The sequence below is a fragment of the Streptomyces sp. NPDC085460 genome (assembly GCF_044541975.1).
Lineage (GTDB): Bacteria > Actinomycetota > Actinomycetes > Streptomycetales > Streptomycetaceae > Streptomyces.
Genome location: NZ_JBITTO010000024.1, coordinates 1 through 17420, shown reverse-complemented (window position 1 = coordinate 17420; position 17420 = coordinate 1). Strand labels below are relative to the sequence as shown.

Here is a 17420-nt window from a genome sequence, read left to right as displayed (position 1 = left end):
CGCGCGGGGGTTGCGTTCCCGCTCCGCGGGAACGCTGGTGGCACGCTTCGCGTGCCACTCACCCCGCCTGCTTCGCAGGCGGGGTGACGCTTCGTCCGCTGCGCTCCCGAAGCGGCGGGGCTGCGCCCCGCTGGGCCGTGATTTCCGCTGCGCTCCAATCAAGGCTGGCGTGTCCGCTGCGCTCCCTCGCCTCAACGGTCCTTCCGGCTGCGCCTCCAGTCCCTTCGGGCCCGCTGGCGCGGGCCGGGCTGGCTGCTGGGATGGGGGGTCGCTCGTTCGGGTCGGGTTTCGGTGTAGTGGCTGCATCAGATTGATGCAGCATGTACCGTTGGCAGAAATAAGGGACACCCGCCGAGTCTTACTTTGGCGGAGGCGAAGGAGAAAGGTGTGGCTCGTGCATACTTTCCGGCTCTGGAAGCGTTACCCGGACGCGGTCGAGAAGGAATTCCGTGTCAGTGAGTTTTCCGGCGGGTCTTTCTCGGTGCAGCGAGGCCCGGACAACAACGACGCCTGCACGGCGTCCTGGTCGTGGATGAAGCCGCGCCACTTCCTTGAGGCTCAGCAGGCGCAGCCGGATGTCACCTTGTCCTGGTCCTCGCGGAGCGGGTCTTCGGGCGGCTGGTCGTACACGGTGGTCGGAGAGTCGGGGCAGGAGTCGGGGTGGCTTCCCGTGCCTGCGCTGGCGGCTCCCTCCGTGATCGTGGAGATGATGCCCCACCTGTGGCGTGGCCGGCACCGCCTTCTGCGGGCCTCGGAGAAGCGCTGGGAGTGGGCCGAGCTCACCGAGTCGACCGTGGCGAGCGCCGGCTTGCTGAGCGAGGACAAGTACGACCTCGACTACCAGCTGGACGAGGAAGAGGCCGCAGGCTTCGAGCAGTGGCAGGCCGAGCTGGAGGGCGCCGACGCCCGCCAGGAGCAGCAGACCGCCGCCGAGCCGGACACCGCGCCCGCGGCGCACGGCGAGGACGAGCGTCCGCTGGAGAGCGCGGAGCCCACCTGCTACCGGATCGTGGCCCAGTGCACGGACCCCGACCACCCGGGCGCGGCGATGCTGACGCACCACGCCTACGGGCGCACGGTCGAGGAGGCCCTGGCTAAGGTCCGGGCCGCGTTGGAGGGGCCGGGCACGGCATACGGGGACCGGGGCCTGTACCGCGTGGTGGAGGTGTCCGAGGAGAGCCCGCTGACCGAGGAGCGCGAGCGGGAACTCGCCCGCCGGCGGGTCGTCGACTGGGTGATGGAAGCGGCCCAGGCGGAGCTCCGGGAGCCCACCGGGGTCCCGCACTCGGAGATGTACGGGCTCCTGTGCGACTTCTTCACCCGCGCCATCGTCTTCCCCGGCTGGGGATTCCCCTTCGGCACCGAGAAGGAGGACGCCTCCCTGCACACCAGCAGCCCCGCCCGGGCCCTGTCCCGGCTCCTCCTGGAACACCTCACGCACCACCAGCTGGAACTGCGGGAGAGGGACGCCCGGTGAGCGGAGCATTCGAGACCCCGGCCGCACACGGGCAACTCAGCAGCGACCCGCTGCGCCGGGTAACGCAGTACCAGACGGCAGGCGTCAACGCCCGGCTGCGGCTGTTCGCGCTCCTTCAGGCGCAAGGCGTGCCCGCGAGCGAGGCGGACGACCTGGTGGCCGCGCTGGAGGCCGGAGCGGTCGCCGGGGCGCAGTGCGAGGTGGTGGAGCTGGACGGGATGGCGCCGGCCTCTCGTGGCCCGGTGTTCGAGGACGGCTGGGACGAGGGTGTCAGGACCGTGAGCGCGGCCCTGGTGGACGTCGCGGACAGGGGATGGTCCCGGCGCGGTGGCCGGTCGGCGGGGGCTGCTGAACTGGCCGTACATTTCGCGGACGTGAGGCAGCGTGAGCGGGCCGACCTGGTGCGCCTGGAGGCGTTCGTGCGGGAGGCCGTGCTGCCGGCCACGCACTCGCACTCCACGGCGCGGCGCCGGGTCCTGGAGGTGCTGGGCGGAGGCCGGCGGCCTGTGCACGGCGCGGACGGTGAACGCGGACGGGGACGTCGTGGTCTGCACGCTCGATGCCGGGCACTACGACCCGGACGACAAGCCGCCCTTCAACAGCGGGAAGCCCGGCGGCTGGCACAAGGCGGACGCGTCGATCTGGAACGACGCGGGTGCGGCCTGCACGCCGCACGCGGCCATCTGAAAAACCACAGGAATTCAGGCTCAGGGGAGGCGAGGAAATGTCAGCTATTCCACTCAAGGAACACCAGGTAGACCAGCGCACCGCGTTTCGCAAGTGGGTGGGATTCCCTGCAAGATCATCCGTGCCCCCGCAGGGTGCCCGGGGCACGATCGTGTCCGCAACCGGCTCGGGCAAGACGATCATGGCCGCCGCGTGCGCGCTGGAGTCGTTCGCGGATGGGCGGATCCTCGTCACGGTCCCGACCCTGGACCTGCTCGTCCAGACCGCCCAGGCGTGGCGGGCGGTGGGCCACCGGGCCCCGATGGTCGCGGTGTGCTCGCTGGAGAACGACCCGGTCCTGGGCGAGCTCGGGGTACGGACCACCACCAACCCGATCCAGCTCGCCTTGTGGGCCGGGCGCGGGCCGGTCGTCGTGTTCGCCACGTACGCCTCCCTGGTGGACCGCGAGGACGTCGACGCTCCCGAGGGCCAGCGGAAGGTGCGCGGGCCGCTGGAGGCCGCTCTGACGGGCGGGGAGCGGCTCTACGGGCAGCGCATGGACGGCTTCGACCTCGCCATCGTGGACGAGGCCCACGGAACCGCGGGGGATCTCGGTCGGCCGTGGGCGGCGATCCACGACAACCAGCGGATCCCCGCCGACTTCCGGCTCTACCTGACCGCGACCCCGCGCATCCTCGCCGCTCCCCGGCCGCAGAAGGGCGCGGACGGCCAGGAGGTGGAGCTCGCGACCATGGCCGACGACCCGGACGGGACCTACGGCGCGTGGCTCGCGGAGCTCGGGCTGTCGGAGGCGATCGAGCGGGAGATCCTCGCCGGGTTCGAGATCGACGTCCTGGAGATCCGCGATCCTTCGCCGGTTCTCGGGGAGTCGGAGGAGGCGCGGCGGGGCCGGCGCCTGGCGCTGTTGCAGACGGCGCTCCTGGAGCACGCGGCGAAGTGGAACCTCAAGACCGTCATGACGTTCCACCAGAAGGTGGAGGAAGCAGCCGCGTTCGCGGAGAAGCTGCCCGAGACGGCAGCCGAGCTGTACATGAACGACGCCTCCGACGCGGACCTGTCGGCCGCGGAGAAGCTGCCCGCGTCGTCGATCGACGCGGAGTTCTACGAGCTGGAAGCCAGCCGCCACGTCCCGCCGGACCGCGTGTGGTCGGCGTGGCTGTGCGGCGACCACCTCGTCGCCGAGCGGCGCGAGGTCCTGCGGCAGTTCGCCAACGGCATCGACGCAAACAATCGCCGGGTCCACCGGGCCTTCCTCGCCAGCGTGCGCGTCCTCGGAGAGGGCGTCGACATCACCGGTGAGCGGGGCGTCGAGGCGGTGTGCTTCGCCGACACCCGCGGCTCCCAGGTCGAGATCGTGCAGAACATCGGCCGGGCCCTCCGCCTCAACCGCGACGGCTCCACCAAGATCGCACGGATCATCGTGCCCGTCTTCCTGGAGCCGAACGAAGACCCCGAGGACATGGTCGCCTCCGCCAGCTTCAAGCCGCTCGTCGCCGTGCTCCAGGGCCTGCGCGCGCACGACGAGCGCCTGGTCGAGCAACTCGCCTCCCGGGCGCTCACGAGCGGCAAGCGCAAGGTCCACGTCCGGCGGGACGAGGACGGGCGGATCGTCGGGGCAGACGGCGCGGGCGACGGCGAGGACCAGGAGCAGGACGACACCGACGCCGCAGCCGAGTCCGCTCTGCTGCACTTCTCCAGCCCGCGCGACGCCTCGACGATCGCGGCGTTCCTGCGGACCCGGGTGTACCGGCCGGAGTCGCTGGTGTGGCTGGAGGGCTACCAGGCCCTCATCCGGTGGCGCAGGGACAACGAGATCACCGGCGTCCACGCGGTCCCGTACGACGTCGAGGTCGCAGTCGGCGTCACCAAGGACTTCCCGCTCGGGCGGTGGGTGCACCAGCAGAGGAAGGCGCTGCGGGCCGGGGAGCTGGAGGAGAGGCGCAAGACGCTGCTGGACGCCCCGGAGGCCGGAATGGTCTGGGAGCCCGGTGAGGAAGCGTGGGAGAACAAGCTCGCCGCCCTGCGGGCCTACCGTCGGGCGACCGGGCACCTCGCGCCCCGGCAGGACGCGGTGTGGGGCGAAGGTGAGGATATGGTGCCCATCGGGCAGCACATGGCCAACCTCCGCCGCAAAGGCGGCCTCGGGAAGGACCGGGAGCGAGCGGCGGAGCGAGCGAAGCAGTTGGCGGCGATCGACCCAGACTGGGACTGCCCCTGGCCGCTCGACTGGCAGCGGCACTACAAGGTGCTCGCGGACCTGGTCGACGCTGACGGCGTCCTGCCGGCCATCGACCCCGGGGTGCTGTTCGAGGGCGACGACCTCGGACGATGGCTGATGCGGCAAACCCAGCCGGGCACCTGGAAACAGCTCTCCCAGGAGCAACAGGAACGGCTTGCCAGGCTGGGCATCAAACCCCAGCAGCCGCCCTCCCCCGCCCCGGCGGCCCGTCCCGGGGCGAGAGGTCCGAGTAAGGCGCAGCAGGCGTTCCAGCGCGGACTCGCGGCCCTCACGCAGTGGGTAGAGAGGGAAGGCCCGGACCGGCCCGTACCGCGCGGCGCGGTCGTCGAGATCGACGTCGACGGCCAGACCGAGCCGGTGTCGGTACGGCTGGGCGTATGGGTCTCCAACACCAAAGCGAGGCGCGACAAACTCACCCAGGAACAGCTGGACGCGCTGCGGAAGCTGGGCCTGGAGTGGGTCTGACGGTCGTCGGCCAGACCCACTCGCATCCCGTATCCCACCAGATCATCGGAGGCGGAGCAGGAGGTCATCAACGGCACGTCGAATTCGAAGCGGCCAGCGGTGTACGGCAAGGTCGCGTGCAGCGCGGATGTGCTCGGCGGCCAGATGCTGTCTGGTGACGATGACGGGGGCGTCGTCACCGAGCCCTCGCAGCATGTTGTCGTAGGGGCATCCCGTCTCGCAGCCGTCCTCGCGGCGCTCAAGGGTGCCAGTGGTCAGGTGGTATAGGTGGACCCCGGTATCGGCGATCCCGCCCGGTGCAGTGGCCATGGTGATGAACTGGTTGAGCTGTGCTGCCGCGGCGCTGGTGGAGAAGACGAAGACGTTCTCCTTGCGGCGCAGCGGATGGTCGGCGGGCAGGCCGGTGATGTAGGCGGGGTCGTCGAGGGAGCCGTCGCGGTCGGCTTGGACGTGGGCGGGGTCGTACTGGCCCAGGCATTCCATACAGGCGCGACCTGGCGCGGCGATGTGGGCGCGCTATTCGGCGCCGCGCAGGCGTCCGCCGCGGGCGTCGACGGCGATGCCGCCGTCGACGACGGGGATGAGATGGGCGTAGGCGAGGAGGTTGAGGACGGCGCGTGGCCAGGGCCTGTCGACGCAGGAGAAGATCACGTCGCAGTCGGCTGCGGCGGCGAACCCGGCAGGTTCGACCACGCTCAGCTCGTACGGCGTCGCGCGGAAGTTCGTGGCGGTGGCCGCGCGGCGGGCGGTTCGGGCGGCGAGGTGGGCCTTGGCCCGGTGTAGGCGCACGTCACAGGTGGTGGAGTGCAGGAGACGGTCGAGGTTGTGCTCTTCGACGGTGTCGAAGTCGAGCAGGCTCAGGCGCTCGATACCGGTGCGGGCCAGGGCTTCGACGGCGAGCATGCCGACTGAGCCGCATCCGACGATACCGACGTGCAGACGGGCCAGGTTCTCCTGGGTTGTCTGCCCCCATGCGGAGACGGTGCGCAGTTGCCGGTTCGTCGCCGCCGGCACAGGCAGAAGGCAGTCGTTGAAGGTGATCGTCAGGTGGCCGCCGACCACGCGGACGCTCTCCGCTTCGGTGGGGGCGTAGCGGCGGGGGGCCTGCTGCTGCCAGATGCGGGCACTGAATCTGGCGTCCGCAGCCGCGAAGGTCAGACCGACCAGCGGGCGGCCGGTGATCACCTGGGTCTGCGCGGCGAAGGATGCCTCGGCCGCGTGGTCGATGCCGTTCAGTCGCTGCCAGCCCCGGCCCTTAGGGTGGGCATGGATGAAGCCGAGTCCACAGCCGTGCTCAGCTGCGAGAGCGGCGGCGCGCAGGAAGTAGGCGCTGGTGAAGTCCACCGTGCCGTGCACGATCCGCTCACCGTCCTGCGGCAGGACCACCTCGGTGAGCAGAGCGGTGGTGCGGCTGGCGCCGGTACTCGGCCGCCACAGCACGAAGCAGCAGTCCTCCTGCCCGTCCGCACGGCGCAGGTGATCGGTCAGGTGCTGGGCGACCTCGTTGGTCATCGCGACCGGCGTATGACGATCGGGCTGTCGGCTGAATACGCCGACTCGTCGCACTGGGGTCAGACCGAGGCGGTGTCGTCGTGGCCGAGGTTGCCGCCCAGTTCACGGGAGGCTTCGGCCTGGGCGAGGAGTTCCTGCGCCTTGGCCGTGGCGCCTTCGATGGCGTCGGCGCCGGCGAGGAAGCGCTGCGGTGGCTCGTTCTGGTCGGCGATCGTCAAGAGTGCGTGGGCGAGCTTGGCGGGGTCGCCGGGCTGCTGCCCGCTGATGCTCTTCCAGGCTTCGACTGTGGCGGTGGTGCGTTCGGCGTAGTCGTCGATGGTCGGCTCGGGCCAGGTGGTGGAGGCGTCCACGAGCAGCTCGGTGCGGAAGAAGCCGGGCTCCACGATCGTGGTGCGGATGTTGTACGGGGCGATGTCGTGGTGGAGGGATTCCATCCAGCCCTCGACGCCGAACTTGGAGGCGGCGTAGGCGGCGTTGAACTCGGCGCCGACGAGGCCGGCGATCGAGGAGAGGGTGATGATGTGGCCGTCGCGCTGGGCGCGCATGACGGGCAGGACGGCGCGGGTGACGTTCATGGGCCCGTAGAGGTTGGTCTCGATCTGCCGGTGCATGTGCTCCGGGGAGATCTCCTCGAAGAAGCCGGCGTAGAAGTTCCCGGCGTTGTTGATCAGGACGTCGATGCGGCCGAAGCGGTCGACGGCGGCCTGCACGGCCGCGTGCGCGTCGTCCAGGCTGGTGACGTCCAGCTTCGCGGCGAGCAGGTTGTCCTGCGGCCCGCCCAGGGTCTTCTCAACCTCCTCGGGACGCCGCCCGGTGGCGACGACCTTGTGGCCGGCTTCGAGGGCCTGGCGGGCGATGTCGGTGCCCAGACCGCGTCCGGCACCGGTGACGAAGATGACCTTGCTCATGAGGGATTCCTTTCGGGCGCCGGATTGCGGCACCCGGTGGGTTGGGGAGGGTTGTGTCGGCCCGGCTGCGCGGCGGTGGAGGGCTCACGCCTGTTCGGTGGGCATGATCCACAGCTCGCCGACGGCGGCGTGGCGGGGACGGGTGACCATGTAGGCGACACCGTCCGCGATGTCCTCGGGGGCCAGGACCTCGGTCCCGTCGAAGAAGGGATCGATGATCTCGCCGCGGACCTCGGGCTTGTTGTGCGAGCCCAGTTCGCTGTCCACGGCGCCCGGCTCCACGACACCCACGCGCACGTGGCGCTGGGTGACCTCTTGGCGCAGGGACTCCGTGAAGGCGTGCACGCCGAACTTGGTGGCGTTGTAGACACCGAAGCCCCGGCTGGCCACGCGGCCCGCGTACGAGCCGACGTTGACGATGTCGGCGACCCGGCGCGGGCTGTCGTCGGCGGCCTTCAGCAGGTGCGGCAGGGTGGCGCGGGTGGTGTAGAGCAGGCCCTGGACGTTGACGGCGATCATGCGGTCCCACTCGTCGGCGTCCGCGCCTTCGACGGGGCCCAGGAGCATCAGGCCGGCGTTGTTGACCAGGGTGTCCAGCCGTCCGTACCGCTCGATGACCTGCTGGACGGCGGCCTCGGCCTGGAGGCGGTCGGTGATGTCCGCCGCGATCGCCAGTGCCGTGCCGCCCGCCTGCTCGATCTCGGCGGCGAGGGTGTCCAGGCGGTCCTTGCGGCGGGCCACGAGCGCCACCGAGGCGCCGTCGTCGGCGAGGCGGCGGGCGGTGGCGGCGCCGATGCCGCTGCTGGCGCCGGTGACGAGCGCGACGGTGCCGGTCAGTTTCGAAGCCATCGGGGTGTCCCTGTTCTCCAGACGTACGGTGTAAGGGCAGACGGCGGTCAGCGGCAGCGGCGATCTCCTGCGTGCCGTCACGGCGCGTACTTCTCGAATGATCAGTGCCGTGCACCGGGCCCGCTATCCAGGCAACCACCCGCGGACGTCCCGTGGGCCCCCGTAAAGGGCACCGCTGTTCCGGGGGTCTGCCAGTACCCCTTTCGGCACGCTGACCTGCCAGGTACCGCCGTACGGTGGACCCATGGACCGCAGCAGTGAGATCCGTGAGTTCCTGCGCACCCGCCGGGCGCGGATCACCCCCGAGCAGGCCGGTATCGCCCCGCACGGCGGCGCCCGCCGCGTGCCGGGGTTGCGCCGAGAGGAAGTCGCCCAGCTCGCCGGAGTCAGCGTCGACTACTACATCCGCCTGGAGCGGGGCCGCACCCAGGGCGTCTCCGAAACCGTCCTGGAGGCCGTCGCCCGCGCCCTGCACCTGGACGAGGCCGAACGCGCCCACCTCTTCGACCTCGCCCAGCCCACCGCCACCACCCGGGCCCGCCGCAAGCGCCCCCTCGCCCCCCAGCGGGTCCACCCGGTCCTCTACCGGACCCTGGACTCACTCGACGTCCCCGCGGTGGTCCAGGGGCGACGCACGGACGTCCTGGCCGCCAACAAACTCGCCCACGCTCTCTACACCGACTTCGAAGCCCGGCCCCGCCGCGAGCGCAACTTCGCCCGCTTCGTCTTCCTCGACGAGGCCGCCCGGAGGCTGTACGCCGACTGGGAGCGGGTCGCCGGCGACTGCCTGGCCGCGCTGCGCCTGTACGCCGGGCGGAACCCCGACGACCCGCAGCTCACCGAGCTGATCGGCGAGCTTTCCCTGCACAGCGACGCCTTCCGCCGCATGTGGGCCGACCACAACGTCGTCGCCCACACCAGCGGCACCAAACGCCTCCACCACCCGCTCGTCGGCGACCTCACCCTCGACTACCTCGTCTTGGCCGTCGAAGGCGACCCCGAGCAGACCCTCACCCTCTACACCCCCGAACCCGCCTCCCCCTCCGCCGAAGCCCTCGCCCTCCTCGCCAGCTGGACCGGCACCTCCGTATCCCGGCCGCAGGCACCCGAAGAGACACACAACCCAGCCAGCTGACCCGAGAGCTCCCGCCACTCAACGCCGAACCCCGGCGGGACGCCGCCGATGGGGTTCCACTGCGTTACCAAAGGTTACGCAGCGTCATTCTCATAAATGGTCATCTGTGAGAGTTCTGCGACAGCCCCCGACGTGATCACGTTTCCGCAGGTCGCCGTTCGCAAAAGTCCTCTCGAAACCCGCATGTTGTGCGAGATGTTTCTGAGAGGCTGCGCGCATGGATCTCACGCCCGATCGGGCCGCACTGGCGGTAGAACGTCACGACTGCCCGAACTGTGACGCGCCCGCCGGCAGCGCCTGCCGCACCCGGGGCGGGAAGACAGCCGCGAAGTACCACACCCCGCGCTTCGTCCTCGTCCCCGCGCTCCGCGAGGAACTCGAAGTCCTCGTCCCCGCCGACCGCCACCCCGGCCGCGCGTGGAAGCAGGGCCCGGCGCTCGCCGTGGTGCCCGCGCCCCGCACCGAGCGTCCGGTCCGCATCGGGTACGCCAGGACGTCGACCGCCCGGCAGGAGCTGGCGAGCCAGCTCGAAGCACTCCACCGCGCGGAGTGCCACAAGGTCTTCAAGGAGCAGATCAGCACCCGCGTCAAGGTCCGGCCCGAGCTGGAGAAGGCGCTCGCCCTGGCCCACCAGTTCAAGGAGGCGGCCCCCGAGACGCCCGTCATCCTCACGGTGCATGAGCTCAAGCGCCTCGCGCGCAACGCGGCCGAGCTGATGACGCTGTCCGCAGAGCTCCAGGCCGGCGGCATCCAGCTCGAACTCCTCACCGGCCCGCTCACCGGCATCTACGACCCCAACGGCATGGGCGCCATGTTCTTCGCCGTCCTCGCCGTCGCCGGGCAGATCGAGCGCAACTACATCCGCGAGAAAACCCTCGAAGGCCAAGTTGCCGCAGCGGCCAAGGGCAACCACGGCGGACGGCCGAAGGTCATCGACGACGACATGCTCACCTTCGCCGTCGCACTGAAAGACAAGGGCGTCCCCGTCCCCGACATCGCGAAGAAGCTGGTCATCAAGACAGGGAAGAACGCGGGCAAGTCCCCTTCGGTCGCTTCGCTCTACCGCGCACTCGCTGAAGCCGAGGCCGCGGCGGACGACGGGTTGCAGCTACGACCCAAGCCCGTACACATCCGCCGGCCCGAGGACCCGCTCACCGGCGAGGACATTGCTCTGCGGGAACGACTCCAGGCCCAGCCCCACCCGAACGCGGAGACCCGCAGCCCCCATGATCGTTCTCACCGATAACCGCTGCACCGATGTTCCCCGAGGCCGATTTTGCTCAAAAATCCGCCGGCCCTGGCGTTTAGTAGGTCAACCAGGTGAATCACGCGACTCACCATCAGTGATGCTGCATTTTGAGATGGTTTCGCATTTCATTCCACTTCATACCAAAAGTCGATTATGTGACCGACGAGCGGTGAGGAATGATGTTCGTTGAGCCGTAGAGGAGTCGGAGTAGCCGTGGTGCTGGGCACTCGGCCTGAAGTGGTGAAGTTGGCCGGCGTGATTCGCGGGCTCGGCGCTGACGCACAGGTGGTGCACACCGGGCAGCACTACGACGACTCTCTGTCGGGCGGGATTTTCCGGGGGCTGGGGCTGCCGGATCCGCAGGTGATGATCCGGCGGGTGGGCGGGCTGCCGCGCGTCGAGCAGATGAGCTCCATGATCGGTCAGCTGGGCCGGGCGTTCGAGACGGAACGGCCCGCGGTCGTCGTGGTGCAAGGGGACACCAACTCCGCCTGTGCCGCGGCGCAGGCCGCCCACTACTTGGGTATCCAGGTGGTGCATGTGGAGGCGGGGCTCCGCTCGAATGACCGGAACATGCCGGAGGAGATCAACCGACGGGTCATCGGGGTGCTCGCCGACGTGCACTGCGCGCCCACCGAAGGCGCCGTGGCGCAGTTGCGCGCCGAAGGTGTCGAGCCGGGTCGTATTCACCTCACCGGCAACACTGTGGTCGAAGCCGTCCTCGCCTCGCTGCCCGGGCCTGCCTCCAGGGCCGCCGTGCTGAGGGAGTACGGGCTGAGCTCTGGGGGGTTCGTCCTTGCCACCGTGCACCGGCCGGAGAACACGGATGATCCGGAGCGGCTCAAAGCGGTTCTCGGTGAGCTCGCCGGGCTGGGGCTGCCTGTGCTGTTGCCGATCCACCCGCGGACCGCGGCGCGGGCACGTCAATACGGGCTGGGACGGCTGCTGGCCAGCCTGCGGGTGAACGAGCCGGTCGACCATGGCACCTTCCTCGCACTGGCACGCGAGGCACGCCTGCTGGTCTCCGACTCCGGAGGCGTGCAGGAGGAGTGCACGGTGCTCAAAAAACCTCTTGTCGTCGTCCGCAACAACACCGAGCGCCCGGAGGCGATGACCGACGGCTTCGCCGTGCTGGCCGTGCCCGGACCGGAAGTCGGCATCTGCGCTCGCGCGATGCTGGAGGACTCCGGGCTGGCGGCGCGGCTCGCGACCCGCCCCTCACCGTTCGGCGACGGGCGGGCCAGCGACCGCATCGTCGCTCTCGTCCGCGCCCTCGCCGAGCGAGCGGTGCCCCGTACCCGCCGGGATTCAGAGCATCCCGCAGTGGCGGCTCCCGGCGTCCGCTCCGCCACGCTGCCCTCGCCGGCCACCGTACCGGCCGGCCCGACTCCCTTTGGAGGAGACCCGTGTACCGACCACCCCACGCAGCCGGTGTCACCGGTGGAGGCGTCCTCGCCGCCACAGGAAGCAGCGGCGATGCCGCTGTCTTCCTCGCCGCTCTGAGTGTCCTTGCCCTGCTCCTCGTCGCATCCGGGATCTGGATGGTCCGCTCGGCGAGGAGCGGTACGGCGGGCATCTGACCGCCACGCGCAACCGACCGCTGTTCGGGCGCGGGCCTGCCCCGCCGGCCCGCGCCCCGCCGCGCACGACCGCGGCCCAGACCGTGTCCGCAGCCCGCCCCGCAGGGCGCGGCCTCTTCAGGAGGGACCCAGGAGATGGGTGGTTCCCCGAGCGTCGTGGTCACCTCCACGACGACGCTCTTCCTCGTGCTCGCCGTGGTCTCCCTCGGCTATCTGGTGGCACTCGTCGTCCCGTTCCTCCGCAGCAGAGCGCGGCCGGCGGGTGACGCCTCGCGCTTCGACTGGCACATCATCGTGCCCTGCCTGAACGAGGCCGCGGTCATCGGCGAGACCCTGGCCCGGCTGCGCGGAGCCTTCCCCGACGCTCATCTGTGGATCGTGGACGACGCCTCCGACGACGACACCGCCGCCATCGTCACGCTGCACCGGGAGGGCGACCCCCGGATTCATCTCGTGTCCCGCGAACTGCCCCGCGCCCGGACAGGCAAGGGCGACGCCTTGAACGCCGCCTACCGCGCCCTGGTCTCCGCGCTTCCCGAAAACTTCACACCCGACGGCGTCGTGATCGGCGTCTTCGACGCCGACGGCATCCCCGCGCCCGGATGCCTGGACGTCGTCGCCTCCCCCCACCTTCTCGGCGACCCGTCCGTGGACGCGGTTCAGATCGAGGTGCGGATGCGCAACCGGGACGAGCCGCGCCCGCTGCCCGGATCGGGCCCGGTGCGGAACCTGATCGCCCGTACCCTGGTCCGGATGCAGGACATCGAGTTCCGCGCCGCCGTCCCGGCCCTCCAGGCCGGCCGCTCCTTCACCGGGACCGTGTCCCTGGGGGGCAACGGTCAGTTCGTGCGACTCGGCGCGCTGCGTGCGCTGGACGACGACCCCGAGCGGGGCGGTCCCTGGCGCAACTCGCTGCTCGACGACTACGAGCTCGCCCTGCACCTGGCGCTCGCGGGCCGCACCGTCGCCTTCACCCGTGACACCTGGGTCGAGCAGGAGGGCCTGTGGAGCGCGGGACGTCTGCTCGTCCAGCGGACCCGGTGGAGCCAGGGAACGATGCAGTGCACCCGTCACCTGCGGACCGTGTGGCGGTCACGACGGCTGTCGGTCCCGGGCAGGCTGGAGATCAGCTACTCCCTTCTCCAGCCGTGGCTCCAGCTGCTCGTCAGCATGGTGTGTCCCGTACTGCTGGTCGTCGCCGTGAGTCACCTGATCGACCAGATGGACGGGGCCCCGGCCGCCGGGGGAACAGCACGGTGGGGACTGCTGCTCGGCTATCTTCTGCTGGCCGTCGTCCAGTTCGGCATGTGGGGTCCGCTGTACCGCGCGAAGTGCGAGCCCGGTCAGGGGTTCTGGCACAGTGTCGGCTGGGGCTTCGCCTACACGGCGTACGTCTGGTGCTACTCACTCGCGACCTGGCGCGCTCTGGGCCGTCACCTGCGAGGGCACCAGGCGTGGGCCAAGACCCGGCGCAACGCGGAGATCGCCGCACCGCGCACCGCGCACGCGCACCCGGACCACGCACGGGCCCGCTGACCTTGGCGCGTGGACGATTTGGTTCCTGCGAACCACGGGAAGCCGCGGCTCGCAGCCTCGGCCTCCGGCGGTCAGACCACGCCGGAGGCCGTCGAACCCGCGGACGCGGCGCTCTTCGTGTCCGGTCCGGGCACCTCGTCGACATCGTGCCCCGGGTCAGGGTCAGCGCTTGCTCCATCCCGGTCGGACAGCCCGGCGGCCACGTCGCGCCCGGTCCCCGGCCCGGCCGCCGACACCGCGACGGCCATGACCACGGTCAGCCCGCTGGCCAGGACGGCGAACACCAGGTGCTTGGTGTTCTCGATCGCCTCCCCGTAGACCGCCGTCAGGAACTGCGTCCAGGTCAGCGCCGCCGCGCACAGCACCGTCGCCACGAACGCACGGCGCCGGGGGTCGGCCGTACGACGCCACCACGGCACCGCGACGGCGCCCAAAACGGTCACCAACGCCAGCATCAGCCCACCACCGATGTCGCGTACCAGCGCGCTGAACAGGGCCAGGCGTGACTCCTGCGCGCCTGGGGCCAGCCCGGCCTCCGGGGGGTAGGAGCCGAGGTAGTCCGGGCGGGCCGCACCGAAGTCGTCCAGGGCGTCGTACGCGACACGGACGGTCACCCCCGGATGGGTGAGGAGGAAGGACGCGATGTTCCCGTACGTCATCCGGTCCTCGTAAGCGGCCCAGCGCGGATCGCTCTGCGGAGGCTCCTCCACCCACCAGCTCCTGCCCTCGTACCGGGCGAAGTCCGCCGGAAGCCCCAGGTCGACAGCGGCCTCACGCGGATCGTCGCTACGGGGCAGCAGGCCGACGAAGACCATCTCCGTGGGGTTGATCCGCCGGAACTGCCCGGGCTGCGCCGCGATCTCGCCCACGGCCGCCCCCACGATCACCACCGCGGCCAGCGCCGGTGCGATCCGGCCCCGCCATCCCGCCCGCCACCGGCCCAGCGGGACCCGGGCGAGCGCGAGGAGAATCACGAAGGGCACCGCCATCGTGGCCGACTGGGTCTTGGACGCCACCGCGACGACGGCTCCCGCCGTGAAGGCGAGGAGCCCGAGCAGACGCGCGACCGGGGCCCCGCCGAGATGGACCGCCCCCGCAAGGGCCCACACCATTCCGGTAAGTCCCGCCAGCTCTCCGTACGGTGACCCAGCGTATCCGGCGAACGTGCTGTCCGCGACCACCAGGAACAACAGCCCGCACACCACGGCCCTCCGCAGGACGCTTCCGCGCAGGGCCGCCGCGAACACCGCGAAGGCACCCGCGACCAGGAGGCAGAACAGCACCGCGAGGGCCCGCAGGTCGAGGACCCCGGGCAGGCCCAGCAGGCCGCTCAATGCCTCCGCGGCATGCAGCAGCCAGTTGCCGCTGCCGGGATAGACCTGAGCAGGATCACAGCCGTCCTGCGGCGCACGGGTGTACGTGAAGTGAGCGAACTTGAGCCACTGCTCCACCCCAGGCGGAACAAGGGTCACAACGTCGAGAGAGCACATCCGGCGAAACCCGTCCCCGTTGTCGGCCATACCTACCGGAGAGGGCACGAACAAGCGCACCGCCATCAGCCCGCCCGCCACGACACCAGCACAGAGAGCGAACCGATGGCGGAACCTGAACCGATTGCACGCTTTTGTCATGCGGACACTTCAACGGCCACCGACACGGCCTGCAAGAACGACACCCCGAACCGGAAAAGTCATATATGACCCGCCCGAGGCCGGCCAGGCCAGTCGAGGCGCATTGTCCTCTGACACCGTCGACGACGGCTCGTCACTACATCTCCGCCATCAGAGCCACCTGCATCGACCTGTACGGGATGTCATGGGCCAGCCGCATCGGCTCTGCATCTGGCAATGCGGTGGAAGCCACGCGCTTCGCCCCAGCGGGCTGCACACGGCAGCAGTTCGGCGAGTGACCTACGCCAGATGCCGGACGTTGAACACAGCGCCGCGTCTCCTTACCGAGACGTGAGCGGGCCCCTGACCGTCGGCGGCCAGGGGCCCGCCCTTCCATCCACTTGCTCAACCGGTAGCGGGCGCTCTCGCTACGGCCGGCGATCTCGCGCTCGGCTTTCCATGTGCTCGCTGAGGGCGATGTCAGGCGATGCGGTTCAGGTCTCCGTCATGTCGTCGGTGACCGTGGGCGGTGCCTGCGCGACTGTCCCGCCGCGGGCGGCACAGGGGTCCCCCACTGGGGCTGAGGTTGTGCATTGCTCATGGCACATCACGCTTCGTCTACTGCTCGGTGTCGCTGCCGGTCGCCCGGCGTCGCTGTGGTTGTCCTTCGAAGGACGGTTCGTTCATCCCAGACTGCCTCCGAAGGACCCGTTCATCGCGTCGGACTCACTGATCTGCAGGGTCCCACGGTGGGTGATCTCCACCTTGTAGAAACCTTCGCCCGCCGGTACGTCAGGGACGATCACCTCGAAGCTGCACGCGGTTCCGGCCTTGGTCGACTCGCCCAGGGCTCCGGTGGCGATGACCGTACCGGAGGCGTCGTAGACCGTGACCGCCGCGCCTTCGGTGATGTCGTCGAAGCCTTCGCTCCCCTCGCAGCCGCCTTTGCCGTCGCTGACCGCATTCCTGGTGAGCAGGAAGGTTCCGGTCAGCTGGAAGACGGTCGGTGTCGGCGACAGGGCCGGCGTCTGGGTGGTCGGCGACGGCGGAGGACTGACGGCCTCGGAAGACGGCCCACCGCTGCCTGTCAGCGCCCAGATGACGCCGGCCCCGCCCGCACCGATGACGACCCCGGCCACGAGGGCCAAGAGCAGGTTCCGGCGCTCACGCGCCGGTCTCCTCGCCCCCGCTGCAGGAGGAGGCTCTCCAGACCCGTCCATTACCTCAGAGTGCGCTTCTCCGCTCACCTCCGCATGCCAGGGACGCCCCTGCGCGAATGGCTGGACGTGAGCGTCTGGTGTAGCTCCCCTCTCGGGGCGTGATGGTGGAGGGCTGGCGCTCGCCGCGGTGTCGAACTTCCCCCCTGAGCACATCCACCATGCAGGAGTCCCGAAACGGCGCGGCCGCCTGATACTCGTCGCCCCGACTCGCCCGCCCGCGCCGTGAGAGGAGAAGGACACCTCCCCTGCGCGCCGCGGTCCTGGAACACTCGGGGCATGCCTCTCATCCGTGACATCGCCTCAGCCGACTACCCGGTGGTGGAGGAGCTGCTGTACTTGAGCGATCTGGGAGTGGGCGGGTTCTACGACCCCGGGGGCCTGGACGTCGTCGTGGCCGAGCTCCAGGGGCGTCTCGTCGGGGTCGCCGAGTTCGAGCTCCATTGCGACTTCGGGCACGACGAAGGCCGGGAGGCGTACCCCGGCGCGCAGACGTTCATCTACACGGTGGCCGTCGCCCCTACCGATCGTCGCGGCGGGGTCGGCCGGGCGCTTCTCGCCGAGATCGCCCGCCGGGCCCAGAAGGTCGGCGACACGTTCCTGGCCCTGGTGCCGCAGGACGGCGACCAGGAGGCTGGCCGACAGGCGTTCTTCCAGGCGTGCGGGCTCACGCTCTACGGCCCCACCGGGCCAGGCGCGGCCTGGGGCTGCCCGGTCTCGGAGATCCTCGCCCTGAGGGGCACGGCCGACGCGGCAGGTGAGTAGCCCGCACCGTGCGGTGGCCGGAGCGGAGCCGTGTCCGCTTCACCGGTCGGGGAGTTGAGCGGGCATGGAGAACGTCACCACCGCGGCCGGGACCACGGTGCCGGGTGCCGCGATCGAGCAGTTGCTGTTCACCACCGACTGGCTCACGGGCGTGCGCGGCGCCGCGAACACCACCCTCACCGAGCAGGCGG

Annotated in this window: 14 protein-coding genes; 8 read left to right on the top strand and 6 right to left on the bottom strand. The window is 70.4% G+C overall.

The features are described from left to right. Positions 1-670: 670 nt before the first annotated feature. The 3 genes from ACIGHB_RS34160 to ACIGHB_RS34150 all read left to right on the top strand — a co-directional run bounded on the left by ACIGHB_RS34160 (position 671) and on the right by ACIGHB_RS34150 (position 4868). The gene (locus ACIGHB_RS34160) at positions 671-1477 is read left to right on the top strand and encodes a hypothetical protein (RefSeq protein WP_399918724.1); all 807 of its coding nucleotides are present in this window, start codon (positions 671-673) and stop codon (positions 1475-1477) included. 522 nt (positions 1478-1999) lie between these two features. Continuing rightward, a complete protein-coding gene (locus ACIGHB_RS34155) occupies positions 2000-2164 on the top strand; it encodes a hypothetical protein (protein WP_399918722.1) in 165 nt (54 codons plus the stop codon). 37 nt (positions 2165-2201) lie between these two features. Beyond that, complete coding sequence (locus tag ACIGHB_RS34150; RefSeq protein ID WP_399918720.1) at positions 2202-4868, top strand: Helicase associated domain protein; 2667 nt, start codon at positions 2202-2204, stop codon at positions 4866-4868. Between the two features lie 42 nt (positions 4869-4910). On the opposite strand, the gene ACIGHB_RS34145 is transcribed toward ACIGHB_RS34150, so the two are convergent. From ACIGHB_RS34145 to ACIGHB_RS34130, 4 genes are all read right to left on the bottom strand, one after another. Beyond that, the gene (locus ACIGHB_RS34145; RefSeq protein WP_399918718.1) at positions 4911-5351 is read right to left on the bottom strand and encodes a hypothetical protein; all 441 of its coding nucleotides are present in this window, start codon (positions 5349-5351) and stop codon (positions 4911-4913) included. A gap of 33 nt (positions 5352-5384) precedes the next feature. Further along, a complete protein-coding gene (locus ACIGHB_RS34140; protein ID WP_399918716.1) occupies positions 5385-6380 on the bottom strand; it encodes a HesA/MoeB/ThiF family protein in 996 nt (331 codons plus the stop codon). Positions 6381-6439: 59 nt separating this feature from the next. Continuing rightward, entirely contained in the window at positions 6440-7288 is an 849-nt protein-coding gene (locus tag ACIGHB_RS34135; protein ID WP_399918714.1) for an SDR family oxidoreductase, read from the bottom strand. Between the two features lie 84 nt (positions 7289-7372). Continuing rightward, positions 7373-8137, bottom strand: coding sequence for an SDR family NAD(P)-dependent oxidoreductase (locus tag ACIGHB_RS34130; protein WP_069752712.1), 765 nt, complete (start codon positions 8135-8137; stop codon positions 7373-7375). Between the two features lie 244 nt (positions 8138-8381). Between ACIGHB_RS34130 and ACIGHB_RS34125 the strand changes: the two genes are divergently transcribed. From ACIGHB_RS34125 to ACIGHB_RS34110, 4 genes are all read left to right on the top strand, one after another. Further along, on the top strand, positions 8382-9272 hold the full coding sequence (locus ACIGHB_RS34125) for a helix-turn-helix transcriptional regulator (RefSeq protein WP_399918712.1): 891 nt from the start codon (positions 8382-8384) through the stop codon (positions 9270-9272). A 217-nt stretch (positions 9273-9489) separates the two neighbouring features. Further along, complete coding sequence (locus ACIGHB_RS34120) at positions 9490-10518, top strand: recombinase family protein (protein ID WP_399918710.1); 1029 nt, start codon at positions 9490-9492, stop codon at positions 10516-10518. A gap of 216 nt (positions 10519-10734) precedes the next feature. Then, positions 10735-12024: a non-hydrolyzing UDP-N-acetylglucosamine 2-epimerase gene (gene wecB / locus ACIGHB_RS34115; RefSeq protein WP_399918708.1), complete on the top strand. Its 1290-nt coding sequence runs from the start codon at positions 10735-10737 to the stop codon at positions 12022-12024. A gap of 212 nt (positions 12025-12236) precedes the next feature. Beyond that, positions 12237-13637, top strand: coding sequence for a glycosyltransferase (locus ACIGHB_RS34110; protein WP_399918706.1), 1401 nt, complete (start codon positions 12237-12239; stop codon positions 13635-13637). A 71-nt stretch (positions 13638-13708) separates the two neighbouring features. Here ACIGHB_RS34110 and ACIGHB_RS34105 read toward each other — a convergent pair whose 3' ends face one another. After that, on the bottom strand, positions 13709-15208 hold the full coding sequence (locus ACIGHB_RS34105; protein WP_399918704.1) for a hypothetical protein: 1500 nt from the start codon (positions 15206-15208) through the stop codon (positions 13709-13711). A 722-nt stretch (positions 15209-15930) separates the two neighbouring features. Next, a complete protein-coding gene (locus ACIGHB_RS34100; RefSeq protein WP_399918727.1) occupies positions 15931-16386 on the bottom strand; it encodes a hypothetical protein in 456 nt (151 codons plus the stop codon). 357 nt (positions 16387-16743) lie between these two features. Here ACIGHB_RS34100 and ACIGHB_RS34095 point away from each other — a divergent pair, with 357 nt between their 5' ends. Continuing rightward, positions 16744-17229: a GNAT family N-acetyltransferase gene (locus ACIGHB_RS34095; protein ID WP_399918702.1), complete on the top strand. Its 486-nt coding sequence runs from the start codon at positions 16744-16746 to the stop codon at positions 17227-17229. Positions 17230-17420 lie beyond the last annotated feature (191 nt).